At 38.8% G+C, this 25,610-nt stretch carries 19 protein-coding genes and 3 CRISPR repeat arrays; of the genes, 5 read left to right on the plus strand and 14 right to left on the minus strand.

Going from position 1 to position 25,610, the window contains the following annotated elements:
* The first annotated feature begins 264 nt into the window (after positions 1-264).
* A CRISPR array of direct repeats spans positions 265-826; the repeat unit is 36 nt; unit sequence GTCGCTTCTCTTCGGGGAAGTGGAATTAATGGAAAC.
* A 114-nt stretch (positions 827-940) separates the two neighbouring features.
* Positions 941-1,348, minus strand: coding sequence for an IS200/IS605 family transposase (tnpA, locus tag H6G28_RS30355; protein WP_190676500.1), 408 nt, complete (start codon positions 1,346-1,348; stop codon positions 941-943).
* A gap of 74 nt (positions 1,349-1,422) precedes the next feature.
* On the opposite strand from tnpA, the gene H6G28_RS30360 reads away from it, so the two are divergent.
* A complete protein-coding gene (locus H6G28_RS30360; protein WP_242054683.1) occupies positions 1,423-2,814 on the plus strand; it encodes an RNA-guided endonuclease InsQ/TnpB family protein in 1,392 nt (463 codons plus the stop codon).
* Positions 2,815-3,696: 882 nt separating this feature from the next.
* Positions 3,697-4,371: a CRISPR direct-repeat array (repeat unit 35 nt; unit sequence GTTTCCATTAGTTCAACTTCCGAAGAAGTTTAAAG).
* A gap of 466 nt (positions 4,372-4,837) precedes the next feature.
* Here the strand turns inward: H6G28_RS30360 and H6G28_RS30365 are convergent.
* Entirely contained in the window at positions 4,838-5,101 is a 264-nt protein-coding gene (locus H6G28_RS30365) for a Rossmann-fold NAD(P)-binding domain-containing protein (protein ID WP_190676502.1), read from the minus strand.
* A 109-nt stretch (positions 5,102-5,210) separates the two neighbouring features.
* Between H6G28_RS30365 and H6G28_RS30370 the strand changes: the two genes are divergently transcribed.
* Positions 5,211-6,065, plus strand: a complete 855-nt coding sequence (locus H6G28_RS30370) for a hypothetical protein (RefSeq protein ID WP_190676504.1) — start codon at positions 5,211-5,213, stop codon at positions 6,063-6,065.
* 44 nt (positions 6,066-6,109) lie between these two features.
* Here H6G28_RS30370 and H6G28_RS30375 read toward each other — a convergent pair whose 3' ends face one another.
* From H6G28_RS30375 to cas1 (H6G28_RS30425), 11 genes are all read right to left on the minus strand, one after another.
* Positions 6,110-7,828 (minus strand): RAMP superfamily CRISPR-associated protein, encoded by a 1,719-nt coding sequence (locus H6G28_RS30375; RefSeq protein WP_190676505.1) that lies wholly within the window; start codon positions 7,826-7,828, stop codon positions 6,110-6,112.
* 28 nt (positions 7,829-7,856) lie between these two features.
* Positions 7,857-8,246 carry a hypothetical protein gene (locus H6G28_RS30380; protein WP_190676507.1) on the minus strand — a complete coding sequence of 130 codons (390 nt, stop codon included), beginning with the start codon at positions 8,244-8,246 and terminating at the stop codon, positions 7,857-7,859.
* A gap of 2 nt (positions 8,247-8,248) precedes the next feature.
* The gene (locus tag H6G28_RS30385) at positions 8,249-9,154 is read right to left on the minus strand and encodes an RAMP superfamily CRISPR-associated protein (protein WP_190676509.1); all 906 of its coding nucleotides are present in this window, start codon (positions 9,152-9,154) and stop codon (positions 8,249-8,251) included.
* A 3-nt stretch (positions 9,155-9,157) separates the two neighbouring features.
* Positions 9,158-10,273, minus strand: a complete 1,116-nt coding sequence (locus H6G28_RS30390; RefSeq protein ID WP_190676510.1) for a type III-B CRISPR module-associated Cmr3 family protein — start codon at positions 10,271-10,273, stop codon at positions 9,158-9,160.
* 3 nt (positions 10,274-10,276) lie between these two features.
* A complete protein-coding gene (cas10, locus tag H6G28_RS30395; protein WP_190676512.1) occupies positions 10,277-13,396 on the minus strand; it encodes a type III-B CRISPR-associated protein Cas10/Cmr2 in 3,120 nt (1,039 codons plus the stop codon).
* Positions 13,397-13,722: 326 nt separating this feature from the next.
* Positions 13,723-13,899, minus strand: a complete 177-nt coding sequence (locus H6G28_RS30400; protein ID WP_190676514.1) for a hypothetical protein — start codon at positions 13,897-13,899, stop codon at positions 13,723-13,725.
* 135 nt (positions 13,900-14,034) lie between these two features.
* Positions 14,035-14,337 carry a hypothetical protein gene (locus H6G28_RS30405; protein ID WP_190676516.1) on the minus strand — a complete coding sequence of 101 codons (303 nt, stop codon included), beginning with the start codon at positions 14,335-14,337 and terminating at the stop codon, positions 14,035-14,037.
* 111 nt (positions 14,338-14,448) lie between these two features.
* Entirely contained in the window at positions 14,449-14,709 is a 261-nt protein-coding gene (locus H6G28_RS30410) for a hypothetical protein (RefSeq protein ID WP_190676518.1), read from the minus strand.
* Between the two features lie 134 nt (positions 14,710-14,843).
* Entirely contained in the window at positions 14,844-15,122 is a 279-nt protein-coding gene (cas2, locus tag H6G28_RS30415) for a CRISPR-associated endonuclease Cas2 (protein ID WP_190676519.1), read from the minus strand.
* A complete protein-coding gene (gene cas1, locus H6G28_RS30420; RefSeq protein ID WP_190676521.1) occupies positions 15,122-16,162 on the minus strand; it encodes a CRISPR-associated endonuclease Cas1 in 1,041 nt (346 codons plus the stop codon). Before cas1 (H6G28_RS30420) ends, cas2 begins: the two co-directional genes overlap by 1 nt.
* Before the next feature lie 238 nt (positions 16,163-16,400).
* Positions 16,401-17,753: a CRISPR direct-repeat array (repeat unit 35 nt; unit sequence GTTTCCATTAATTCAACTTCCGAAGAAGTTTAAAG).
* A 211-nt stretch (positions 17,754-17,964) separates the two neighbouring features.
* Positions 17,965-19,977: a CRISPR-associated endonuclease Cas1 gene (gene cas1, locus H6G28_RS30425; RefSeq protein ID WP_190676524.1), complete on the minus strand. Its 2,013-nt coding sequence runs from the start codon at positions 19,975-19,977 to the stop codon at positions 17,965-17,967.
* Between the two features lie 229 nt (positions 19,978-20,206).
* Here cas1 (H6G28_RS30425) and H6G28_RS30430 point away from each other — a divergent pair, with 229 nt between their 5' ends.
* Positions 20,207-20,968, plus strand: a complete 762-nt coding sequence (locus H6G28_RS30430) for a DUF4384 domain-containing protein (RefSeq protein ID WP_190676526.1) — start codon at positions 20,207-20,209, stop codon at positions 20,966-20,968.
* A gap of 14 nt (positions 20,969-20,982) precedes the next feature.
* Positions 20,983-24,732, plus strand: a complete 3,750-nt coding sequence (locus tag H6G28_RS30435; RefSeq protein WP_190676528.1) for a CHAT domain-containing protein — start codon at positions 20,983-20,985, stop codon at positions 24,730-24,732.
* Positions 24,733-25,087: 355 nt separating this feature from the next.
* Here the strand turns inward: H6G28_RS30435 and H6G28_RS37970 are convergent, their stop codons facing one another.
* Positions 25,088-25,246, minus strand: a complete 159-nt coding sequence (locus H6G28_RS37970) for a hypothetical protein (protein WP_524538621.1) — start codon at positions 25,244-25,246, stop codon at positions 25,088-25,090.
* A gap of 109 nt (positions 25,247-25,355) precedes the next feature.
* On the opposite strand from H6G28_RS37970, the gene H6G28_RS37975 reads away from it, so the two are divergent.
* The gene (locus H6G28_RS37975; RefSeq protein WP_524538622.1) at positions 25,356-25,562 is read left to right on the plus strand and encodes a hypothetical protein; all 207 of its coding nucleotides are present in this window, start codon (positions 25,356-25,358) and stop codon (positions 25,560-25,562) included.
* Positions 25,563-25,610 lie beyond the last annotated feature (48 nt).

Genomic DNA, 25,610 nt, shown 5'->3' on the forward strand with positions numbered 1-25,610 from the left:
AATACTTTGAGAACGAATCAATGAATGCACTCCAGCCAGTAACTAAACAATTACTCAACTTCCACAGTTGTAGTTTGTTAATTTGCGGCAGGGTCAGAAAAAGTCTGAAATCATCATTATCTCGTTTACCCCGCCGATGTCCTTCTGGACAAGTGTTTCAGAGCTTTTGTCTTCCCACTATGGTAGAAAAAGTGGTTGCCAATTCATACCCCGTCGCAAATGGCATCTGTACATTAGTCCCTGTCTGGGTTTAAACTGGGTAGGGTCGCTTCTCTTCGGGGAAGTGGAATTAATGGAAACATAACTGGAAGTTAGGTAAAGGCAAACCGCCAACTGTCGCTTCTCTTCGGGGAAGTGGAATTAATGGAAACCCTTTGTCACCAGCGAACATAACCCTCTTAGGATTATCGTCGCTTCTCTTCGGGGAAGTGGAATTAATGGAAACTGATTGGCTTCAAAGCTTTCCTCTCCGCGTATTTCCCTGGTCGCTTCTCTTCGGGGAAGTGGAATTAATGGAAACCTTGCTGTTGCTATAGCGTAGTGGTATCCCAAACATTCATGTCGCTTCTCTTCGGGGAAGTGGAATTAATGGAAACTTCTCTTGTAATGTCATTTCAGGTGTGAATGGAAATTGCATAACATGTCGCTTCTCTTCGGGGAAGCGGAATTAATGGAAACTCGTACTTCTTGATATAGCGTGTAGTGATACCGCCGTAGTTGTCGCTTCTCTTTGGGGAAGTGGAATTAATGGAAACACCATTGTTGCCCACTGTTTCTTAATCCAGGCGCTGTCGCTTCTCTTCGGGGAAGTGGAATTAATAGAAACTTGGTCAGCTGCACGCTGGGCTTAACTCACAAAAATAACGCAGGAAGCGGGAAGCTCAGAGGCTTTAGCCCTGAGAGGCAAGCGACGGGAGCGAATTTATTCGCCGTTGTCTTTTTAGTTTTTGGCATGGTGCGGGTCTTCAATATATCGCTTAATAACTGCACTGCTAACATTACCTGCGGTGCTGACAAAGTAACTGCTAGTCCACAGTGTAGGCAGTTTTTTAAGCTCTGGGAACTCTTTTCTTAAATAATTGCTACTACGTCCTTTGAAAGCTTTAACAATTGAATGTGGTGCGTCTGTTGGTTTGACACTTACGAACAGATAGATATGGTCTGGTGAGACTTCCAAGGCTAAAATATCCCATCCTTTTTCTACAGCCAAATCAAGAAAAATCTGTTTTAGTCTAGTTGATATTACACCAGTTAAAACTTTTTTGCGTCGTTTGGGTATCCAGACAAAGTGGTAATTTAACAAGTATTTAACATGGTTATTGGCTTTGTAATCGTCTTGTGACAGCATGAAAATTAGTTGATAACTCGGTTGCTATCAACTAGCTTAATTGATACTATGAATACAGTCAACTAAAAGAGAGTATGCCTAAAGTCAAAAAATTAATGGGTGTTCAGCAAATTTTGTTACATCTCGATGCTGAAACAAAAGCTATTTTAAAATACCTGTGTGAGCAATCAGGAAAGCTTTACAACAATGGTGTATATTTTGCACGTCAGACATTTTTTAAGACGGGGAAAATATTGACAGGTAAATTTGATTTAGATTTTGAGCCGTCTGTGGCAAAATCCATAATTGCTCAATCCCTCCCGTCCACACCAGCACAACAAACTTTGCATTCAGTGATAGAAGCTTTTAAGTCTTTCAAAGAACTTAGGCAACTACATTTTCAAGGTCAGTTACATTTTAAACCTAGACCTCCTGATTACCTTAAAGGCTCTAAATTGTTTAAAGTGGCATATCCCAACAGTGGCGCTCAAAAACCTAAGCTTGTTGATGGACAATTAAAATTTTCTTTGGGATTGACGATTAGGCGATGGTTTGGTGTTTCTGATTTCCAACTTCCAATGCCGTCTAATTTTGATTATTCAAAGGTTAAAGAGTTTACAATCCTGCCTAAAAATGGAGCGTTTTACCTGGAATTATCTTATGAAGTAGAAAAGAAAACACATGAATTAGATGTTAATCAAGCATTCTCAATTGACCTTGGTACAGCTGATAATCTTGCCGCTTGTGTTGATACCTTGGGAAATTCCTTGTTGATTGATGCTCGCGTAATGAAGGCAATGAATCAGCTATGGAACAAAAAAGTATCAACACGAAAAGAAGGCAAACCGGAAGCGTACTGGGATAATTGGTTAGACAGTGTAACTCGTAAACGTAACCATCAGATGCGCGATGGTATTAACAAGTCCGCAAAGTTAATTATTAACCATTGCCTAAAGCATGGGATTGGTACATTAGTTATTGGTTGGAATGATGGATTTAAAGCCAACGCTGACATGGGTAGATTGAACAATCAAAAGTTTGTTCAAATGCCATTGGGCAAGCTTAAAGACCGATTGAAGCAGCTTTGTGAGTTACACGGTATTAGATACCAGGAAACCGAAGAATCCCATACATCAAAAGCCAGCTACTTAGATGGTGACTCCCTACCCAAGTACGGCGAAAAGCCATTCGGGTGGAAAGCATCGGGAAAGCGAGTGCAACGGGGGTTGTATCGATCAGCTAATGGGTACATTGTTAATGCAGATTTAAATGGGGCTGCAAACATCCTCAGAAAAGTAGCCAGTAAGCTAGGCTTAGACCTTAGCCAACTGAGTAGACGGTGCTTGACGACCGTAGCGAGAGTAAGACTTTGGACACTACCAAAAGCTCTCTGTCCGCAGAATCTCAGTGTCTTTAGACCTGAGAGTGTCAATGAGCGATCGTACTCATATTTCACTCCTCCACCCATTTTTTTCGCGGATCACTAGCTGTTTTTGCGAACTCAGCAAAAAATCAGGCTACAACCTTTACGGCAGTTAACTTCGAGCTATTTTCACTAAAAACGGCATCCGCGAAAACGCTAAAAGCCTGATGCAGACTAATTTGTAAGCATTTTTATCATAGGGCAAACTTGACAGGCGATGGCTGAAACAGTACTTTTGATGAAGACCCGCGAATTTAGTAGTTGTAAGTCTTGTATTTCAAGCCTTTCAAGTGCCAGCAGTCTCCACTATCAATGTGGAGGCGAATTAATGGAAATACTCCAAGAAATCTTATGAGAATGTCCATTTTTGGTCTCCACTATCAATGTGGAGGCGAATTAATGGAAATTTCAAGACTCATCTGGAAACTACTTTCCAGATGAAGGTCTCCACTATCAATGTGGAGGCGAATTAATGGAAATAACTAAAACAATTGTTCCGCTTTCTTCTACTAAGTCTCCACTATCAATGTGGAGGCGAATTAATGGAAATGCTATAGTAGGCGGAATCAGCTATTACTTCTGGTCTCCACTATCAATGTGGAGGCGAATTAATGGAAATGAAATAGTAGTATGTTTTGTATCGCAGCAAGGGAGTCTCCACTATCAATGTGGAGGCGAATTAATGGAAATGGTTCCTCATCAAAAAAGTTTAGCAGCATGTTCATCATCGCAGGAGTCTCCACTATCAATGTGGAGGCGAATTAATGGAAACTCATCAACCAAATCATCCTGGTTCTTAATTGCTAACTAGAAAGAAAATATACCCAACTTATCAGAATAAGTCGGGTATTTCTATTTTATGATTCTGCAAATTACTATTCTTGAATTTAAATTTTGAAAAATTTTACAACAACCTGAACGGGGCTTTTAACAATGGCAACCGAGGTTTTCCATTAATTCAACTTCCGAAGAAGTTTAAAGTTTTATAGGACTTCCCACCCCCCTTGCAGCGGCAGTTGTTTCCATTAGTTCAACTTCCGAAGAAGTTTAAAGACAACGCAGTTGATAAGATGCAAGGCATAAACAGTCAAGTTTCCATTAGTTCAACTTCCGAAGAAGTTTAAAGCATTGTTAGTACAGTACCGCCCCGCCTGGTTTTGTAAGTTTCCATTAGTTCAACTTCCGAAGAAGTTTAAAGCCGATGGTTTTGATCCTGAAGCAGTAGAAAAAGTTTCCATTAGTTCAACTTCCGAAGAAGTTTAAAGAATTGGAATCTGAGTTTTCAGGGGCTTACAAGCAAGGTTTCCATTAGTTCAACTTCCGAAGAAGTTTAAAGTTGGCACGATTGAAAGTGATTTGAGCCTGCATCGCTGGTAGTTTCCATTAGTTCAACTTCCGAAGAAGTTTAAAGAAGGGCAAGAAGATGCGGATTGGGGTCATGGATCGCGTTTCCATTAGTTCAACTTCCGAAGAAGTTTAAAGTGATATTTATCAGCGTTTGGTCACCGCTCCTGATTGTTTCCATTAGTTCAACTTCCGAAGAAGTTTAAAGTTATTGAAAATCAGCGTGACGAATTTCATGGTAAGTTTCCATTAGTTCAACTTCCGAAGAAGTTTAAAGGGCTAGGCTGTGAAAGCCTTACCTGGGGCTAATCCTACAGCTAATTTTCGGGGCTTGTCAAATTTAATCAAAATCAACAGCCTCAATCGAGAATTAACTTGGAAAAACACAGCCTCAAACCCTTACTAAATAAGCCTGCCGGGGCTGTCAACGAAAGAATCAGGGTTTGAAGCTTCGGACTTTTGCCCCGAAATGAATCAACAGTTAAGTTTTATCTTTAACTTCAGCCTCCACAACACTCAACAGTTTCTCCTCCACCGCCGTCAGATAAGGCCGATTGACCTTCCCCGAAGACTGCAACAGATTTTTGACTGTCTCCGTCCAGAGAGTCGGAATATATTTGAGTAATGAGATCGCTTAATGCACAAGAACGAGTGAAGTATTTGCGGCGAGTGATATGCTCTTGCTGTGAAGCGGGATTTGATTGGTAAAAATGATGCCAATAAACAGCTATAACTCTATATTCTTACAACCAAAACTTTCGATAATCCTCAACATATTGCCGCATCGTCAGTGGCGGACGACTAAGTAATTGCTCTAAATCGGGTGTAATGCCACCTGCCAATCCTAAACGAGCAGTTGTATAAATTGCTGTCATTACCAAAATGAAATCCAACGACAGCCCGCGATCGCGCATTTGCCAAATAAACTTCAGTAATGAGGGATTAGTATAGCCAATTGGTTTACCCAAAACTTCTGTAAAAATGTCTGCCACTTCATAGTAAGTCAAGGCTTCCTTACCCGTAAGCGCATAAGATTTTCCCAAATGCCCGCATTACCAAGTAGCAGAAAATCGCCTTATGCTATTAGAGGATAAGCTAAAACTAAAATAATTCTGTATGTATTTGCCAAATTTGTCCAATTTATGGGGAGAAAGTTTAACTCAAGCTTGGGTGTGCTTTATAGCCCAAACTCCCACTCCCAATCAATCAACTCCCAAACCATCACCTGTACCTGATATCGAACTACTGAAAAATCAAATTCAGTTTCTACAGGATGCTAATACAAGATTGAATAATAGTTTTGGTAGCTTTGTTGGTGCAATTAATCTTTCTTTTGTGGTGCTGGGATTAATTTTAGCGGTCGCAGGAGCTATAAGTATTTATTTATTCAACCAAAGCCTCAAAGAAGCACGACAGCTAGTACGAGAAGAAGTCGAAAAGCGATTACAAGCATCAGTAAGCGAAGTTATAGGGCAACAAGTTAGTCATCTCCAACAAATTTTAGATAGAGAAAAAGTCGTAGGGGCAATATCTGTTGACTACGTAATTCCACAGAAACAATCAATATTACCAGATGATTACCCAGAAGAATATCAACTGCTGGCGCAAAGGGGTTTTCAAACAACAAGAATTGTAGATGCTGCTAAACGTATTAAACTTTCTGCTGATGTGGTGGTTCTAGATTTGGTAAATTACCAATTGATTACAGATACAGAAAGAAGTAATCTCTCGGAAACAGAACTCAGTAAATTAGTAGAAGAGAGAGTAACTGAACAACTTCAGAAATTACTTAATGTTTTACCTAACAAAGCTGTTTTAGTAGTTTATATTCGCCCTGGTAAGCAAAGAATTAACGCTATTGATGGATTGTCACAGAAAGTTAGATACTATGCTTCAGCAAACACACCTGTAAATCTCATTGGAACTGTGGTTGATTCAGCCTATGTTGCAGATGCTTGGAAGAAGTGTTAACCAAATTTAAGAAGTTTCTCGTTTAACTTATGTAGTGCTGTAGTTTATGGAGACACGCCAAATAAATGTAGCTTTCCCTCTATCTTATTTAAATCTTTAAGAAACTGGGCGCGGATATGATTTGACTGAGGTGTTTTTCCCCCCATAAATAAGCAAACAATTTCTTGACAATCCACTTCTATTTCTTTACTAGGGATATTAATCCTTTTAATACTTGCCCATGAACAATGAGGATTTTTATCAGCCGCATTCCCTCCGATATCAGGATTACGTTTGTAATTACGAGGAGGAGTTTGTTCGTAAATCAAGTGCATTCCGTCTCCACGAGTTGCTACAGCATCAGTTTCTAGCCATTCAAAATCATTCTCATCAATTGGATTAGCTTCGGAACCAGGGACGGCATAAACAGCACAAGTACGTGGTGAAAATACCTCAGCTTCTAATGAATGATTTGCATTAGTGTTAATTCTGTCTGCCCACTGCGATCGCACAGCCGTCAACCAATTATCATAGGTAGAAGTCCAACTTTCTGGATTTAGTAGCAAACTTAAAGTTCTTTTCTGCAAGTTTCCTTCTCTGTTGCGAACTTGGTGTTTGATGACTAAATGACTTCCCCGTGTTGCAGCATAACCATTATTCATGTGGAAAATATGTAAAGGTCGTCGCCAACCTCTACCAACACTTCCTGTACTTACGGCAAATCGGATAATTGGAAGAATAATTTTGTTGAGAATTTCAGTAGGTGCAGTCACTTCTAATTTCCCTTCCCAAACGTAAAAGTAGGGTTGGTTACTTGAGCGATCACTCCAAATGTCTGTGTCTGGAATCATACGGATTTTTACACAACCTTTGCGGGTCTCTGGTTCTATAATTCCCATGAGTTCCGATAAGGTTATTTCTGCATTATCTTTCGACATTACACCCAACAAAAACCGCAAAATCCAAGAACGCAACCAACCACGCCAGTGGGAAGGGCGGAAATCTTGTTGTTGCCGATCAGCACCAGCACAACCTTGGCTATAGAGTTTAAATTCAAAGGTTTTAGTAGTATAACCATTTTCAACTTGGCGCAATTGTGGCGATGGTATAAAACCGCTAGGTGCTTTAATCTGACCATATCCCGCGGAGGTTCGACTGCCGACTCCATGAATACTTAGGGCTTGTTGCACCCATTCCCAAACTATTTGTACATCTTGAGGAGTAGCTTTACCAGGAATGCCACGAATTGCCACTGTTACTGAAACAGTATCTTCACCATCTCCCAAAGTGTAAATTGAAATTGGTTTACCTTGACCTTCATGATAAACTTGGAAGTTCTGCTGTGGGTTAACTATATCTAAAACAAGTTTGGTTGCTATTTCTGGCCAAGCATCCAAAAATTCAATTTTTCCTTCTTGAATTATATTTCCTTGTTGAGATCCTAGCAAATTAAACATTTGCATACGAATACCGGGGCGTTTCATTGCCCACGCACGGACAATGCCTCGAATTGAAGATCCAGGAATATAGCCATTAAGAGGAAGTTCTAGCATTTGCTCTAAGTTTTCATCTAATTGGCGTTTATCTTCTGGTCGTCCATTAACAACGTGCCAAGCCCCACAAGGTTCACCCGCAGAAACCATCGTTTCCACATCAGGATGAGGAAATGAACCAACTTTACTCCTCCATTGCAGGATAAAAGTATCTTTTTTAAATAAATTGGATGTTCCTCGACGTTGATGTTGCTTTTCTAATAATTTAGCTAAGTCAGAACCAGTGTACATATAAATAAATTAAAAATCAAAAGAAGAGTTATGCAGAATAGGCTCTTGCCCAAAAATTCCAATGGTTTGATAAAATCATGGCTTTACGCCAAGTAACCATATATTTGGCTGGTTCTTCCCTTGCCATCTGGACAACAATCTCGCGTAACTCTTCTTCAGAAGGTGGTGTTTCCGAATTGATCAGTTGACCAAGTAGAGATTTCCAAACGGGAAGAATACGCGATCGCACCTTTCCTTCTTGAGCATTTGTTTGATTTACATAAGCTGCGGCTGAGAGTAAGCCAAAAACACGTAAATGCTGAGATAGTCTTAAAATCGCGTTTAATTCTTCTTTACTAATTACTGTATTATGGATGCTTTCAAGATATTTTTGAATATGTTGATGAGCAGTCAGGCTCATTTGTTCCGGTTTAACCATAACTACGCCTCCACTGGAATAGGTTGATTTGTATTTATTAGAGGTAAAGTACTATTTGTTACCCAGCCTTGTACCCAACCTCTTCCGACATTTGCTTGTCCTCCAATTTGAAATAAGCCTGTAACAACATCTATTAAACAATCATGTTCACGTTGAGCTACTGGATTATTTTTGTTTAATTTATAACCCCAAGGGTAGTAAAGAATAGTATCTCTGGGAATGCAAACATCTGTCCAAAATATTTCTGCACCACCTTCAGAATCATCATCATGATCTTTTCTATTATCGTTGTTAATTTTGTTACGAATCTGCGTCCACAACGAATGCTCCATTAAAGTTTGAAAATCACTGTCAGCAAGGACGATGCGGTTCTTATTCCAAGTTGACTCAACAGCACCAGCCAGAGATTGCTGCCAATCTCCCGCTAGTGAGATCGCTTGTTTTTGGGGTTCGGTAAGCCCGGAAACTTGTAATTGAGCGTCAGCAACGTAATAACTACCCGCTTGAGTTCCTACAGGATGATCGGGAAACTCGGTGATTGGCAGCCCAGATAGTAATACATGGTCGCGGATCAGCGAATGACAGCTTACCCAAGTAAACACATTCCGATTACCGTTCATTGCCATTGTCCGCATCGGCACCCATAATAAACGAGCGTCACCAAACCAAATTTGATGAACTCCCATTTGTCCATCTGAACTTAGTTCCTTACCAAATAATTTATCTGCGGCTGCTGGATCAATAGAGTAGACATCCCATCGCAAACTACCTCGTAAAGAAGAACCTGGAATGTAAGGAAAATCTGTGTGTACTTCGCGGACAATATCTAAAATATTTCCTAAATCGCCTTCACCACCGCAATGAATTGGTGCAAGTGTATAGAGGTATCCAGTACGAAAATCATTCATTGATTAAATTCCTCTTCCCCACAATAATTTTCCATAATTAAGCTGTTTAAAAGTTTCTAACCACCGCCCACCTTGTTGGGGTAATAACTCTAGTTTTTCAGGTAATACGCCATCAAAAATGTACACTGTTCCTGGTGGTACAAATGCTCTTTGCGGTAATAGTGCAGGTTCTTCTTTTGTTTTATTCTCCTTACGCATCGTTGAAACCCCACCCCAGAGTAATGCTTTATCAGTAGCACAACCTTTTAGCTTTAACTTCCAATCTTGAGGATAGGCGCTGTATGTTTCGTTAAATAGTGCTAGTCCAGGGGTGAGGAGATAGGCAAAGTTTGGTACTGTTAAAGAGCGATGCCTGCGGCAAGCTTCGCTAACGCCTTCTATCAACTCAAGTTGTTTTTCTAATACGGTGTTTGATTCCAGAGGCGATACTAAAGCTCGATGTCCTTCTCCCCCCAAACGCACTACACTTTCAGGTAATTTCTCACTCAACCCTGCTATAAAACACCATCCATCTTCCAAGCGAACTGCAACTTCAGTAAAATAACCATCAGCATCTTTAACTTGTCGCTTGTCAGTTTGCATTTGAATATGAGGTAAAACCTGAGTCTTCCAAGGATTTTCATGAAAGTCTTCTGGATGCCAATTACTATTATTTTCCAGGTAATTAAACAATGCTTCGGCTTTGATCAAAGGTTTGGGTGGACTGATATTTCCAGACCATTTTTTATTAAGAACCAATGGATCAATTTGTTGGTCATCAAATGCTAAATGTTTCCACGCTTCATCTTTGGGAAGAGGTTGCAGGCGTTGAATTGCGCTCCAGTTATCAGTGGCAATTTTGCGGTCTTGTCCTGGTGGATATAAACAAACTAAATCTTTGGGTGTGGGTAGCCATAAAATCTGCTTACTGTCTAATAAAAATGGGCCGAGGAAAGATAGATTGCGCTGAATACGTTCAGATTGAGTATTAGTTTGCGGGAGAAGCGATCGCAAAGCCTGAAATACTGTAATTGGCATCGGTGGAAATAAACTTTTTGCCCACGACCCATCACCAGGACTAAAGGGTTTGCAATCTCGAAATAATAGTAAATCCAGGGGAGTGATTTTATACCAGTGCATAGATTATTTCGCACTCCATTTCCAACGTTCTACCCGTTTATCAACCCAAAAAGCGGTAAATCTTAAGATTTTGGCTAAATCTTCGGGTGTAGTACCGATCGCTTCAGAATTATTTTGTAAAGCTGATTTTGCCCAATCTTCCCATTTATCTAACCATTGTCCAATTTTTTCAAATGTTTGCTGAAGTTCTTTGCTGTTATCGCGGCTGTCCATTATGACTTTCGCTGCTTTAGAGAACAGCTTGTAATCTTCAGTGATGGAAGCGCGATGGGGGAGTTCCTCGGCTAATCGATACAGTAATGGGCTGAGTTTTTCTTTGTAATCTTCAAAATCTTTCACCCATTCCCACCACGCTTCTAGTAATTCACCTTTCATTAGTGCTTCTAATTGATTTCCACCACCATAAATTACACGGAAACAAATACCATCTTTGCCAGGGATTTTTTTAGCCCTTTCTCCTTCTGCTTCCCACAAGCTTTCTAAAACCGTGGGGAGGGGAACGCTTTTATGAGCAATAATTACACCTGCACTCATCGTTGCATTCTTTCCCATTGTGAAGTGGGGACGCTTGGGTAAACCTTTTACCTTATCAGTAGGATACCAATAGCCAGTAGCTTGATTTTCAGCACTATTACGAGAATTAGTAAACTCTTGATGAGGATCTTCATCACCACACCAAGCTGCACGTAATGATAATAGATATTCTGGTAAGTCTTCTAGAGGTAAGACCACTTTTACATCATCGCCACCACTATAAATGACTCGCCCACAGAAACGTTTTTCAGTTAAATAGGGAACCAGACGGTTAGAAAAGTCCAACAAAGCACGGTTGAGTCCAACATGGGTTGCTGGCCCCATACGTTTATTAGTTTTCTCTAAAAGTTCATTAAATAAATTATTATCAAAATTCTCATTGTTTTTATTAACAGCCTTATCTTCAATATAATCCTTGTACTTTTTCAGCTTCTCCCCAGAAACGTAACTACCCATCCCATCACCATCAGCGAGGATAATCACCCACCAATCGGCGGGACTACTTTCACCAAACCCTGTTTCGCTATGTATTATATTAATTATGTTTCGGAGAGTGTTAACATCTTCACCTTGTAAACCCATGTCATCTGCTAACCATTTGCTGGAGAACATGACACCGTTATAATTATGTGGCAAACTGTTCAGAGTATTAATTTTACTATCTGTTTTTGGGATTTGAGAGGAACGAACACGAGTTAAGAAACGAAAAAAACCTTGGTATTTTGGTAATCGTTCTTTAATCTTTTTATTAAGATTCTCCCTGTATTTATGAGCTATCTCTGGATGGTCATGTAAAAATCTGGCTGAAGCAATGGAACTTAAGTTAGGAAACCGTAATAATCGTTCGTAAATAAATTGATTTTCTCTAATAACTTGAAATATCTGTTTTTCTTCTGACCGTTCGAGTTTAATTTTTTTGACAATAGCCTTAATAGCTTTGACATTAATTCCCAATTCTTCGGCAACTCCGCCATAAACCCACGCCATTCGCTTTGTCAGTTCTAATGCGTTCAATCTTTCTGAACCATTAAATAATCCTGGAAATGATTTTGACATCAATATCCCAAATAGGCGCATGGAACCATTAGGCATTCCTGCACCTGCGGAAAATTTTGTATAGTTAAACCGAGGGTGAACAGCACTGAATTGACCTGATATGGTTGAACGTTCTCCTGGAGCAGTAGGAATTTGCCAATTCCGCGTATTTTTGACTGCTATTAAACATATCCGCAATCTTTGTTGCAGACTTCCCCACCAAGTTCCTACATTCAAAGTATCGTAAATATTTGCTTCGGCTAGTGTAGGTATATCTATAAGTGCGTCGGCAATTTCTTGTTGAACTTTAATCCAGTATTGGTCGAATATCTGATTTGCTTTATCTTTAACTAATGGTAAATCTGGACTTCCTAAAGGAATTGCAGCCCAATAAGGCTCCCAAGTATGTTTTAGTTGTTCATCCCAGAGTTTTGTCCATTCCCAACAACTTTCGCGTTGCAGAAGTTCTAATTCGTGTTTATATGGTTCTAAGAATTCATCTGATAATTCAGTTAAATCACCAAAAGTTTCTTTTAGAAGATAATCTATTTTTGTCGTTGGTTTTTTTAAATATTCAATTACTTTTTCTCTGATACAAAGCTGAACTTGTTCACCTATTTTTACCCATTCTTGGGTTAGTGTATCTTTAAGTTCCTTCCCCAATTTCTGAGCAGATTCTTTTCCGGGAACCAAGACTGTCACCATATTAGGAAATCCAGCCGTACTCAAGCTAGTGGATGTTTTATCTGTAAACCTTCCCACTGGGTCTTTTTTATCTTTCTGGAGACGCTTAAAATCAGTTACAAAATGGGGATATTTTTCCTTGAAAATCAACGCATCAATTATCTCCTGACTCCACAAGGAAGGTACAATCACTGCATCCGGGCCTAATTCTTGGGCAATATACCAGCACAACTTACTGCTGAGATAGTGTAATAAATATGAACCAGCCCAAAAATCTAAGAATTTACGGGAAGATTTGATAAATTCCTGTACTGGTGAGAAGGAGAATATCAATAAATATGGTGTTTGTGAGTCTCCACCTTGCCAGTTTTCGGGAAACATTGCACCTGTCAGTGCTGAAACTGTGCTTTGGTGGCTGTGTAGGGGACAGTCGGGAATAACAGAATGTGCGGGAAATAGGAGTGCATCAGATTGGGTGTTTGCTAAGAGTTCTGGGTAAAATCGCCAAAACCACCAAAACACTTCTTTGGCTTCAGTTTTATTTTTTATCTGGTCAATATCTAGTGAGTTACTGGGACGTTGTAAAGTTTGAACTTGCTGCTTTTGTCCACTGATAGGATGGCAAACTGTAACTTTTGTAGGAGTTTCGCTGTATTTTACATGAGGTATGTTCACGCGATCTGAGGAAGAAGCAATATCTTGGGCGTGTTGACCCATCTCTGCATTGCTATTTACTCCATTCCACCAATTTTCTAAATCTGTAAGGTCATTTTTGATACAGTCTAGTTGTGATAATACAGCTTCTCCCCAGTCAGCACATTCTGGCGATCGCAGTAGTGCGTATAACTTACGTTGATAAAATTTACTCATATTACAATAACTACAATATCTGAAATGCTTATTATTTCAGCATTTCAAACTGGGTTAATTTTATTTGGCGTTAATTTTTAATGTATAAAAAATAGTACTATAACTCGACAAGCAACTTGAGTAAAACTACTTCTAAATCAATTTATCTTTATATAATTACATTTAATTGTATATAAATATTTTGTATATTTAAGAAGCGATCGCATTTTTGCCTAACCACCTATAAAAAAATCTCCAGCAGTAAAATTTAGCTGAAGATTTAGCAAATATATGTGAAATAAATGCCAATGTTTCCATTAGTTCGACTTCCGAAGAAGTCAAGCAATTCACGTTTGAAAATTAAACTTCAACACAAAATTCACATTATTCACTTGTCTTTGCAGCACTTGTAGGTAAGCAGTTGCATCATTGCGGCGACGAAATCTCGCTACTACTGTGCTATCGTTATTGCTAGGTAAGTTGCGAACTATACACCACGGATGTAACTGCTCAAAATAGGTCATAATCACCTCTGAAAATTGCTGCAAATTTCTGAATAATGTGTTTTTGAATTGCTCAATATCACATTAATTCGTGAAAATCAATCAAAACAGGTCTACATGATATTGACAACTGAACATTTTTGTGAATTTGTACAATTAAGATGAAGAAACCAAACTTAATGAACTTCGTAAATGTTCAGGAATTTCCTCAAAATGCTCTAGCAAGAAATTCATTAACGCTAGGTGGCGTAAATCATTAACGTTAGGGTAACGTCGATACTTACCTTGTTTAAACCAACCGCGCACAGTAGAATCAGAACGATAACATATCAAAGCAATTTGTTCATAACTTACTTCCCATTTTTCGTAAAACTGTTTTGGAGTCATACCAAAATCCCAATTGCTGTATAAGTCAATTAGCTGTAATTCTTGTGTTGTTAATCGACGAGGTTTGAGCATAGAAGTAAGGCAAAAGGTAAAAGGTAAAAGGCAAAAAAAGAATAAAAAAGTCAAAAGCTTGCGGTCTAAGCATTCTTTATTTTTACTTTTGACTTTTTACTTTTAACTTGATTAGTGTGAATCTAAATGTGTGACTACAATGGTTTGTTCCTCCAAAAAATGCCAGTAGAATCGCTTTGCCATTGATGCAGAAGAACTCCAGATATCGCCTCCTTTATATCGATAACGATGGGTTCTTAAACTGCGGTATGATGGCCCAGATTTAGATAAAAATTGAAAAGCCTTCTGATATTGCTTGCGGTCTTGATGAGCTAAAACATCAAGTTGTTTTTGAGCTTTGGACGTAAAGATGAGACGGAATTTTATATCCATTCTTGCTTTGCGTGAATATCTAACTAGACCGAAGCGCAGATATTGTCACGCATAAGGCGGAGATCGCGGCGAGAAACCACAAAAGTTTCTACGCACTTTTTCCCAAGTCATCATTTTTGTGTGGGGCTAAAAGACTAAACAATAAACGCCGCATCATCAACCACAAACTCTGGTTGCGTTCCTACAACTGCGACTTTGCATCGAGTGTGTGCAGACATCGGGTAAAATCGTACTTGGTCTTCGCGTTTATTCACCAGTCGAGTCAGGTATTTGGATAGAGTTGTGTACTGATTTTCGTCTAATACACACTCAAAAACTGACTTTTGCACTCGCAACCCATAAGCTTCTAAAAGTTTCGCTACTTTGTTACGGCGTGTATCGCTTACAATGTCGTAGCAAACTAGGTAAAACATTACGATTTCACCAATTTTAACGGTACTGGAACTGGTGCAACAGCATCAGCAACATCAGAATGTGCAGGATGAAATTTTAATGCTAATGGACGATAGTATTCCACATCACCCAACAAACACGAGATATATTCACGTACTTGTAAATTCATGCACTGGCGATAACTAACTTCTCCACCGTCAGGATGCAATACAAAAGTTTTCAATTTACCTTCCCAGCACTGAAGAAAGCGTTGGAGAATAGTGTGTGGTCTGCCTTTACCGTTTCCATTGCCATTAGTGTGAGCAAAATTTCGAGCGAAATGTAAGACTAAATCATCGACAATTGGCGCACGAAACTCAGATGCCAAATCCCATACTAAAGGTAAATCATCATCTCCTCTGCGATGTATAATCCCATAATCAGGATGCAGCCCTACGGTATCAAGCAGAGTATATACATATTGATGTAGGAGTTGATAACCTAAATGGAAAAATCCATTGATTTGCTTTTGATGAATATGCGAACATAAGTTGTGAAAACTCACAAGAGCCATAACAGCACTGTAGTAAACTTTATCAGCTTCCTCGCTATATTCGCGTAGTTCCTCAAGGGATGTTGCTATTGATAAATTATCCATCAATAGCGTGAGATAATTTAATGCACGTTGGGTTGTATAGTCAGCATAATGACGAGTCCAACTTTGCAAAAATATATGTTGATTGTGCAATTTTGCCCAAATCATACTTTCAGCCATCGCACGTCTCAACTCTAAATTGCGTAAACATTGGCGTTGCAAACCCAAATATTTATATTGTCGTTGTGAGGTTTTCTCTAACCTGCCAATGATTTCACCGAATGGAGTGATATACAAGACTGGAATTTGATACGCTACTACAGCTTTTATTACTTCATTTGGCAATTTAATATTGCTAAAAACGATAATTTGGCTGACATTATTAATCCGAATACTCACGCATTTTTTTTGTTCATGAAATACCTTTAGGTAATTGAATTGCACTTTCAGGTCTGCATCCTGTTCAGTGATGTAAATTGTAGTCATAACTAGAATTAAGTAAATGTTTAATAGTAAAAATCAAAGATAAAAGCGTTGTTCTTTGTCTTTGCTTTTACTTAATTACATACTCGCAGATGAATATATATCCAACTATATATATAAGATTATTCTGTATATAACTTTGTATATAAGTTTTGCTCAGTATATAACTTGATTAACCAGACAAAATTCTAGGCTAAAAATAACCCTGGCTTGTGAAATTAGCCAGGGTTCATAAACTACTATTTCCATTAATTCAACTTCCGAAGAGGTTTAAAGTCATCTACAGGATGATTAGAAATCATAGCTCTGCTAGTTTCCATTAATTCAACTTCCGAAGAAGTTTAAAGATGTTGTGGAGGGAAACATACAGGCCATCTACGGTAAGTGGTTTCCATTAATTCAACTTCCGAAGAAGTTTAAAGCGGCTGGCAATATCGGGTTGGCGGCTTCCCCACACCCACATGTTTCCATTAATTCAACTTCCGAAGAAGTTTAAAGAATTTACTCCTACCGAAGGTAAGGTTTCTTATCAGTTTGTTTCCATTAATTCAACTTCCGAAGAAGTTTAAAGTTCTTAACAAAGTTCCTGCCGATACACAGTTATTGCAGTTTCCATTAATTCAACTTCCGAAGAAGTTTAAAGGACACGCCTGGGCAAGGTTTCGCTGAGCTTGGAGAATTGTTTCCATTAATTCAACTTCCGAAGAAGTTTAAAGAAGTTGCACAAACATTTGTGGCGCGGGAACCCGTAGTTTCCATTAATTCAACTTCCGAAGAAGTTTAAAGCCAGGCAATGTAGAAATAACCCTGCATCCATGGGTTGATTGTTTCCATTAATTCAACTTCCGAAGAAGTTTAAAGAGAAGATTTGGAATCCCTTGTCAATGATGGATTAATTCAGTTTCCATTAATTCAACTTCCGAAGAAGTTTAAAGTCTCAACAATCCTCCTCAAAATCGACCTAGGGGTTGTTTTAGGTTTCCATTAATTCAACTTCCGAAGAAGTTTAAAGTGTCCGTCTTTTTGGGATTATTAGCGATGCCCTGAAAGGGTTTCCATTAATTCAACTTCCGAAGAAGTTTAAAGGTAAGAATTCCGCAAAAAACATTATTAGAGAATTAGAATGTTTCCATTAATTCAACTTCCGAAGAAGTTTAAAGAACATGAGTTTGGGTACGGTTATTACGTACACTTGAAATTGTTTCCATTAATTCAACTTCCGAAGAAGTTTAAAGATTTAAAGAGACAGTATTGAATCTAACCGTGTACCTTGTTTCCATTAATTCAACTTCCGAAGAAGTTTAAAGTTGTTTTAAACGCTTTACTTATTCTGATCTCCAAATAGGGAAGTGTTTCCATTAATTCAACTTCCGAAGAAGTTTAAAGAAGACAATTACAGAAAGATAAAATTTATGTTTGTCAGTTTCCATTAATTCAACTTCCGAAGAAGTTTAAAGTTATTACTAACTAATCGTCACCCTCATCTCCAGGGGTTTCCATTAATTCAACTTCCGAAGAAGTTTAAAGTAATCAACAAGTGTTAATCAACATTGAATATTGTTTCCATTAATTCAACTTCCGAAGAAGTTTAAAGAGCTAGGCTCTGAAAGCCTTACCTAGAGGCAATCCTACAGCAGATTTTCGGGGCTTGTCAAATTTGTTCAAAATGGAGACTCTAAATTGAAAATTCAGTTGGAAAAACATAGGCTAAAACCCTTACTGGACAAAGCGACCGGGGCTGTCAACGAAAGAATAAGGGTTTCAGGCATTATGCTTCAGCCCCGAAACGAGTCAATAGTTAAGTTTTACTTATCCCAAATCATCGGTCGATATATTTCAACCTCACCCATTAAACAAGCAATATACTCGCGTACCTGCAACTCAATGCAACGGCGGTAAGGTAATTTACAGTCTGTATGAGGATGATTTACTTCTGTTTGTAGCCTTTCTTCCCAGTATTTGAGAAATTTTTTCAGCGCATGAGGTTGAAAATACACCCCATTGCGCTCATCTGGAGAGGTAAAATCCTCAATTGTAAATAAGTTTCGGTTTGTTAAATATACAACTAGAGAATCAACAACTAACGCACGAAACTCTTCCATTAAATCAGATACTAATGCTGGATGATTGTCACGGGGTACGTGCAAGTTACCAAAGTGTGTATGTAAGCCGACAGACTGGATTAATGAGTGAACATTTTGACTTAACAATGTGTATCCTAAACTCAGCATACTATTAATGGGGTCGGTAGGAGGTCTTTTCGTGCGTTTCTCAAAAGTAAATTCTCCTGTCACTAATGAACCCAATGCTTGAAAATATGTTGTTGCAGCTATCCCTTCATAACCACGCAACATATTAATATCTTCAGCAAATGGTAACTTCTCCATATACAATTCTAGTTGAGCTATGGCTTTAGTCGCTTGTTCAGACTTCACCCGACGATTTAAGCGCATCAACATAATTCGAGAATTATGTAATTTAGCGCGAACAATAGCTTCTGCTTGTTTTTTGGTAAATTCAGGATATTGCGAACATTGAACTTGACGCGCCAAATACTCAACTTTCGCCATTCCTTCCGCCTGTAATCGACCAAAGTACCTTCCCTTCTGGGACAAATACATAATCGGAATCCGTCGTTGTAGTGCTAAACTCACAGCACCGTGAGAAACATTGCAACAACCAAATAATACAATACTTGTTACTCTCACAACAGGGATTTTAATTCGCAATTCCTGTTGATAAAAAACCTGGAATTGCTGATTTTTGATACTTAAATAAGCACCTTGATCCGTTATATATAATGTTGTCATAGAATCCTGCCAAAGATGAGATATAGGTGCGCGAGGTAAATTTGCTGGCTTGCTGATATCACTAGCCTTCGGTGGACGAGAAACAAAATTAAAAGGTCTTTCTTTGGGACGAAAATAAGGCGTACCAGAAGGATTTAGCAACCATTCCCCCTCCAGTTTGGGTGTTGGTTCTGGTGGCGGTGGCGCATAAACCTTCCCATTTGCAAAGCGATAACCTAAAAATTTGAACTCTTCATGAGGTGCAAAAATCTGTGTCTTTTCTGGTTGCAAAGTAAGATAAAGTTCTCCCAACCAAACTATGATCTTGTCGAGAATACGATTAGCATCCGACCAACTGCTACAAGCAACAGCAAAATCATCTCCATACCTAACTAAGTTAATTCCATTACTCAGGCATTTTCGGTCAAAAGCCGTCAAATATAAATTAGCTAATGCGCCCGAAAGTATCCCACCTTGCAAGACACCTTTACCAAAATTAATGTACTTACCAGCAATGATCATCCCAGAGTTAATTTGCTGTTCAAGCAACTGCAAAACTCTGCTTTCTAACTGCAAAGATTCTAAATTATTTAACAGCAAAGCCCAACATAAATTATCAAAAAACTGGGCAATATCAGTTTTGATAATCCAAGTAGAACGATTCTGATAATAAAAAAACAATTGTTGCACCGCTTGTTGAATATTCCGCCCTGGACGGTAAGCATAGCTACAATCGAGAAACTTTTCTTCTAGAGGAAAATATAACTCTTCTAAAAGTAGACGTTGAACAATTCTATCTCGAACTGTCGAGATACCAACTAGCCGTTTTCCCCCACTTTTTTTAGTTAAATAAAACCCTTTAGCGGGGCTAGGACGATAAGATTCTTGTAGTAAATGATGCAGTAGTATAGGTAATTGTTCATCAACTGACGCAGCAAACAAATCAACACTAATTCCATCCACACCCGCACTACGACTTCCCGCACGGACTTGACTCCAAGCGAAGTATAGTTGTTCAATAGTGAACATGATTAAGTTAAAGGTTAAAAGTTAAAAAGCAAAAGAACTTTAGTTATAGGGGTTATGCCCGTAAGTAAGAAGAAATATTGAATTCATCTTTCTTTTTACTTTTTACTTGGTTCTTTTTACTTATTCTGATTGTCACTAACAGCTATATAAGCAGCTATATAAGTTTTTGCTTCAGGTATATAAGTTTGTATATAATTTACACAAAAAATGTTTTTATTTTTCTGTTATCATGCCGAGACGAACATTGGTAGCATCGCCAAAAGGTATTGAAAAAGCTAAGTATGCTCTGGTGCGGAAAAACTGGACTCAACAAGCCTTAGCGGATGATATTCAGGTTGCTTCTTGGGCAACTATTAGTAAATTTTTTAACGGAATTCCTATTAGTTATACTATTTTTACTGAAATCTGTACGATGCTGGAATTAGATTGGCAAGATATTGCATTGTCATCTAACTTAGGGAGTGTAGAGTCAGAAGACCAAAAAATCAACCCTTTAGCACAACGTTGGCGACAACTGCAATCATTAGGTTCTCCTACGGAAAAAATGGGTTTGGTATTAGTTAAAGAAGAAACTCTTGGTTGGGGTTGGGAACCTAATAGTCGTTATGAAAAATCTGTATCTATAGGTAGTTTCATTCGATTTGAGATAGATTTTGACACGCCAGGATACTTATTAGTCATCCAAAAAGATACGTCTGAGCAAGTGTGGTGTTTTTGTCCTTCTTGTTTTGCTACTCAATCACATTTAAATACAGGTAAAACAACCCTACCTCAACCAGGTTCACCCATTACATCATTTCCAATAGAAGGAACCCCAGGGAAAGAAGTAGTTTTAGCAATACTTACAGAGGTAATGCCCACTTTAAATTGGTGGACAGCAGAGAATAGTAACCCATTAAAGTTAACAGAAAATCATCTTGATCAGTTAATCGATTTTATTAATGAAAATAAAAATTGTAGAGTTTTATATACAGAATACGAAATTAAGTAACAAGATAAATACTTATGACAAATCAACTTATAAATGAAATCATTCAACTCAATTTACAAGTTGTAGCATTAGTTGGTCAAAGTAATTTAGCACAAGCGATGACTGTGGCTCAACAAGCTGTTAAATTCGGGGAAAGTCATCAACTAACCATGAATTCGGAATATTGTGATAGTTTGAATAATTTAGCAGAATTATATCGAATACAAGGGCATTACTCTAAAGCCAAACCCTTATATCTCCAAACACTAAATATTAGAAAGAATCTCTTCAGTTTAGAGCATCCTGATGTAGCTCAATCTTTGAATAATCTGGCAGCATTGTATCATGCTCAAGGTAATTATATAGAAGCAGTAAAACTGTTTTTAGAAGCTTTAAATGTGTGGAAAGTGTGTTACGGGGAAGAAGATGTTGAAATTGCTACTACTTTAAATAATCTAGCAGAAATTTATCGAGAACAAGGATTATATTTTAAAGCTGAACAAGTTCATTTAGAAGCTTTGGCAATGCGAAAAAACTTGTTTGGTGATGAGCATCCTGATATTGCTCAATCTTTAACTAATTTAGCAGCTATTTATATATTAATAGGACGCTATACTGATGCAGAACAAATGCAATTAGAAGCATTAGCAATGAAAACACGATTATTCGGGGAAGAGCATTTTGAGATTGCTAGTAGTCTGAATAATTTAGGAAAAGTCTATGATGCTCAAGGACGTTATCAAGAAGCTGAAATTAAGTTTTTCAAAGCATTAGAAATTCTTAAAAAATTTCTAGGCAATGAACATCCATACACAGCATCTATCTTAAGTAATATTGCTGGCGTTTATCAAGATAAGGGAAATTATATTGCAGCCGAACAGAAGTTTTTAGAAGTTTTGGCAATGAACCAACGTTTGCTGGGTTATGAACATCCTGATGTGGCTCATAGTTTAGATAATTTAGCAGAGGTTTATCTCATTCAAGGTAAATATTTAGCAGCCGAACAGAAATATCAAGAAGCTTATAATCTAAGAAAGGGTTTGTTTGTAGGAGAACACCCTGATATTGCTGAAAGCTTAAGTAATCTGGGTGTGGTATTCACATACCAAGGACGCTATCTAGAAGCAGAACAGCAGTATTTACAAGCATTACCAATGCTAGAAAGATTGTTGGGAAGTGAACATAAGTCCATTAGCAATATGTTAAATAATCTGGCTGGACTTTATGAGGAACAAGGAAATTATTCGCAAGCTGAACAAAAATATCTCCAATCTCTAGAAATTCAAAAAAATCTTCTGGGTAATGAGCATCCCGTTATTGCTGATACTTTACATCAAATAGCGGCACTTTATCGTGTGCAAGGACGATACTCAGAATCAGAACAATTGCACCTCGAATCTTTAGCAATAAGAAAACGCTTATTAGGAAAGCGTCATCCATTGGTGGCAGCTAGTCTTAACAATTTAGCTGTGTTGTATGATGACTTAACTCAATATAAGCAATCAGAATTATTACTCTTAGAAGCTTTGGACGTTGTGAAAAGTGTGTTTGGGAATGAACATCCACACGTAGCAAGTAGTATGAATAATTTAGCTGTGATTTATGATTTCCAAGGACGTTATCAAGAAGCAGAACAGCTACATTTAGAAACATTAAGACTCAAAAAACTATTGTTAGGTGAAGAACACACTCAAATTGCTAATAGTTTAAATAATTTAGGAGAGTTATATTTTTCTCTAGGACGCTATCAAGAAGCAGAACAGAAGTATAGAGAAACTTTGGCTATGCGAAGACACTTACTAGGAGAAGAACATCCAGATGTAGCATTTAGTTTAAATAATCTGGCAACTTTACTGGCAGCAACTAATCGTCCAGAAGAATCCTTGTTATGTCGCATTCAAGCAAGTATTCTTAATGATAAGATAATCCGTAACATATTTGCGTTTAGTTCGGAAAGCGATCGCCTAGCTTTCTTGAAAAAAATCCGAAATAACTTTGACTTATTTCTCTCCCTCGTCTGCAACCACCTTGCTGATTCAGACAATGCCAAACTTGCAGCACTCTCATTTGTTCTTAAACGCAAAGCCTTGACAGCATCAGCACTGGCGGCTCAAAATGAAGCATTTTACAGCGATCGCTACCCACAATTAGTAGAAAAATTCCATCAACTACGCGATCTGAGTAATCAAATTATCCATCTGACTTTTGCAATTCCCGAAACAGACGATTTGACTACATATCAAGAAAATCTGAGACAACTGCAAAGCAGACATAACCATCTGCAAAAACAATTAGCGGCGGAAGTACCAGAAATTCAGCTATCTGAGGAAGTTTTTGATTGTCAAGCGATTATCGAAGCATTACCGCCATTATCTATTTTTGTCGAGTTTGTCCGCTTTGACGTGTTTGATTTTCAGGCAATCCCAGCGAATGGAGAAACGCAATGGCATCCAGCCAAGTATCTAGCATTTGTCTTAACAGCCGGATTTCCAAATAAAGTACAGATGGTGGATTTAGGAGCAGCTGATACCATCGACAGACTAATTCAAGCCTTTCGCTTAGAAGCATCCGACTATACTCACACTACGTTAGCTTGGGGACAAAGTGGCAATGTACCAAAGCTGCAAATTAAATCATATAATTCCATAGCCGCAATACAACTAACCGAAGCCCTATTTAACCCCATCGGGGATTTAGTGAAAGATTGCAGGCATCTAATTATTGCACCCGATGGAAATTTAAATTTAGTGCCGTTTCAGATATTGCCGATTGATGCCACGGGGTCACGTCTCTTAATGGATGAGTATATTGTCAGTTATCTTAGTGTCGGGCGAGAAATCCTCCGTAGCAAAGTTCAGCTACCGACAGGTTCTATCTCTGCACCATTAATTATCGCTGATCCTGATTTTGATTTAACAGCAGATGCAGCCACAGATCAAGAAACTGGCAATACACCAGCACCAAAAATCCCAGAATTACTGACTACTCTAGCCACAAAAGGCTTGTTCCGCGCTCCTGGGACGAAGTTTTTGGGCGAAAGTGTGGCAAAAAAACTACCAAATGCCAAATTATACTTAGGCGCTGAGGCACTAGAAACCCGCCTGACAAACAGCCGATGTCCCACCATCATGCTAATTGCAACTCATGGCTTATTCCAAACCGATTCTGCACCAGAATCAGCAACTAAAAGACGTAATTTATTAAGTATGGAACGTCCGCGAACAACCAAGGTAGAAAATCCCATGTTGCGTTCTGGACTGGCGTTAGCGGGTGCTAATACTTGGCTGGCTGGTGGTAAGCTCCCCGCCTATGCAGGTAAAGGCTTTGTTTTTGCCCAAGATATTGCCAGTTTAGATTTGTGGGGCAATGAACTGACGGTTCTTTCTGCCTGCGATACTGCCAGAGGAGATATTAAAATTGGCGAAGGTGTATTTGGATTACGTCGCGCTTTTGCCGTGGCGGGTACAAAAACTCTAGTGATGAGCCTGTGGTCTGTTCCTGATAAGGTGACTGCTCTACTGATGGAGCGTTTCTTTGACAACTTACAGTTTGGTATGGGTCGGGCTGAAGCTTTACATGATGCTCAAGATTATATACGCAACATCACTGTTAAACAATTGCGCGAATCAGCTTTGAGTTTGGAAGTGTTAAAAGAACTTTTAGCAGTTACAGAGTTATCAGAAAATAGTTTAATTGATTGTCAAGAAGATGACACTCCCTTAAAACATCCCTTTTACTGGGGAGCTTGGATTTGCCAAGGAAATACAGATCCGTTGGTGAACTAGGGACAGTCCGAGGCTGGCGATCTTGTTGGTCAGTTAACTCTCCCACTATATTTTTTCGCGGATCAGTAGTTGTTTTTTTGGGACTCACCCAAAAATCAGGCTACAACCTTTACGGCAGTTAGTTTTTAGCGATTTTCACTAAAAATGGCATCCGCGAAAACGCCAAAAGTCTTATGCAGCCTGATTTGTAAGCATTTTTATCATGTGGCAAACTTGACAGGTGATGGCTGAAACAGTACTTTTGATGAAGACCCGCGAATTTGGTGGTTGTAAGTCTTGTATTTCAAGCCTTTCAAGTGCCAGCAGTCTCCACTATCAATGTGGAGGCGAATTAATGGAAAGGGATGTCTCACCATTACGGGATGCCTGTACTGCTGTCTCCACTATCAATGTGGAGGCGAATTAATGGAAAGTCTGCACCGAAACTCCCTTGGGTTGCCCAAGAAGTGTCTCCACTATCAATGTGGAGGCGAATTAATGGAAAGGTTGTGATCGCCCCTCCAACTTCATCCAAAATGCGAGTCTCCACTATCAATGTGGAGGCGAATTAATGGAAAGGTTGTGATCGCCCCTCCAACTTCATCCAAAATGCGAGTCTCCACTATCAATGTGGAGGCGAATTAATGGAAAGGCGCCAAATCTTAAATCTTGCTTCGCTGGCAACAATGTTTAGTCTCCACTATCAATGTGGAGGCGAATTAATGGAAAGCCAGAAAAAACACAATCAACAGGACGCGGAGGCGCGAACGCGCCCCCACGGTCTCCACTATCAATGTGGAGGCGAATTAATGGAAACGCTGCTAAAACCAGTGATGATTTTGCAAGTGTAGGTCTCCACTATCAATGTGGAGGCGAATTAATGGAAACAGCTTCGGTAA

The sequence above is a fragment of the Nostoc sp. FACHB-190 genome, from assembly GCF_014696905.1.
GTDB lineage: Bacteria > Cyanobacteriota > Cyanobacteriia > Cyanobacteriales > Nostocaceae > Nostoc_B.

Bases quoted from the DNA above. Each gene is read 5' to 3' on its own strand.
- tnpA (WP_190676500.1), bottom strand. From the start codon at position 1,348: ATGCTGTCACAAGACGATTACAAAGCCAATAACCATGTTAAATACTTG.
- H6G28_RS30360 (WP_242054683.1), top strand. From the start codon at position 1,423: ATGCCTAAAGTCAAAAAATTAATGGGTGTTCAGCAAATTTTGTTACAT.
- H6G28_RS30370 (WP_190676504.1), top strand. From the start codon at position 5,211: ATGTATTTGCCAAATTTGTCCAATTTATGGGGAGAAAGTTTAACTCAA.
- H6G28_RS30375 (WP_190676505.1), bottom strand. From the start codon at position 7,828: ATGTACACTGGTTCTGACTTAGCTAAATTATTAGAAAAGCAACATCAA.
- H6G28_RS30380 (WP_190676507.1), bottom strand. From the start codon at position 8,246: ATGGTTAAACCGGAACAAATGAGCCTGACTGCTCATCAACATATTCAA.
- H6G28_RS30385 (WP_190676509.1), bottom strand. From the start codon at position 9,154: ATGAATGATTTTCGTACTGGATACCTCTATACACTTGCACCAATTCAT.
- H6G28_RS30390 (WP_190676510.1), bottom strand. From the start codon at position 10,273: ATGCACTGGTATAAAATCACTCCCCTGGATTTACTATTATTTCGAGAT.
- cas10 (WP_190676512.1), bottom strand. From the start codon at position 13,396: ATGAGTAAATTTTATCAACGTAAGTTATACGCACTACTGCGATCGCCA.
- H6G28_RS30400 (WP_190676514.1), bottom strand. From the start codon at position 13,899: ATGACCTATTTTGAGCAGTTACATCCGTGGTGTATAGTTCGCAACTTA.
- H6G28_RS30405 (WP_190676516.1), bottom strand. From the start codon at position 14,337: ATGCTCAAACCTCGTCGATTAACAACACAAGAATTACAGCTAATTGAC.
- H6G28_RS30410 (WP_190676518.1), bottom strand. From the start codon at position 14,709: ATGGATATAAAATTCCGTCTCATCTTTACGTCCAAAGCTCAAAAACAA.
- cas2 (WP_190676519.1), bottom strand. From the start codon at position 15,122: ATGTTTTACCTAGTTTGCTACGACATTGTAAGCGATACACGCCGTAAC.
- cas1 (WP_190676521.1), bottom strand. From the start codon at position 16,162: ATGACTACAATTTACATCACTGAACAGGATGCAGACCTGAAAGTGCAA.
- cas1 (WP_190676524.1), bottom strand. From the start codon at position 19,977: ATGTTCACTATTGAACAACTATACTTCGCTTGGAGTCAAGTCCGTGCG.
- H6G28_RS30430 (WP_190676526.1), top strand. From the start codon at position 20,207: ATGCCGAGACGAACATTGGTAGCATCGCCAAAAGGTATTGAAAAAGCT.
- H6G28_RS30435 (WP_190676528.1), top strand. From the start codon at position 20,983: ATGACAAATCAACTTATAAATGAAATCATTCAACTCAATTTACAAGTT.
- H6G28_RS37975 (WP_524538622.1), top strand. From the start codon at position 25,356: ATGGAAAGGCGCCAAATCTTAAATCTTGCTTCGCTGGCAACAATGTTT.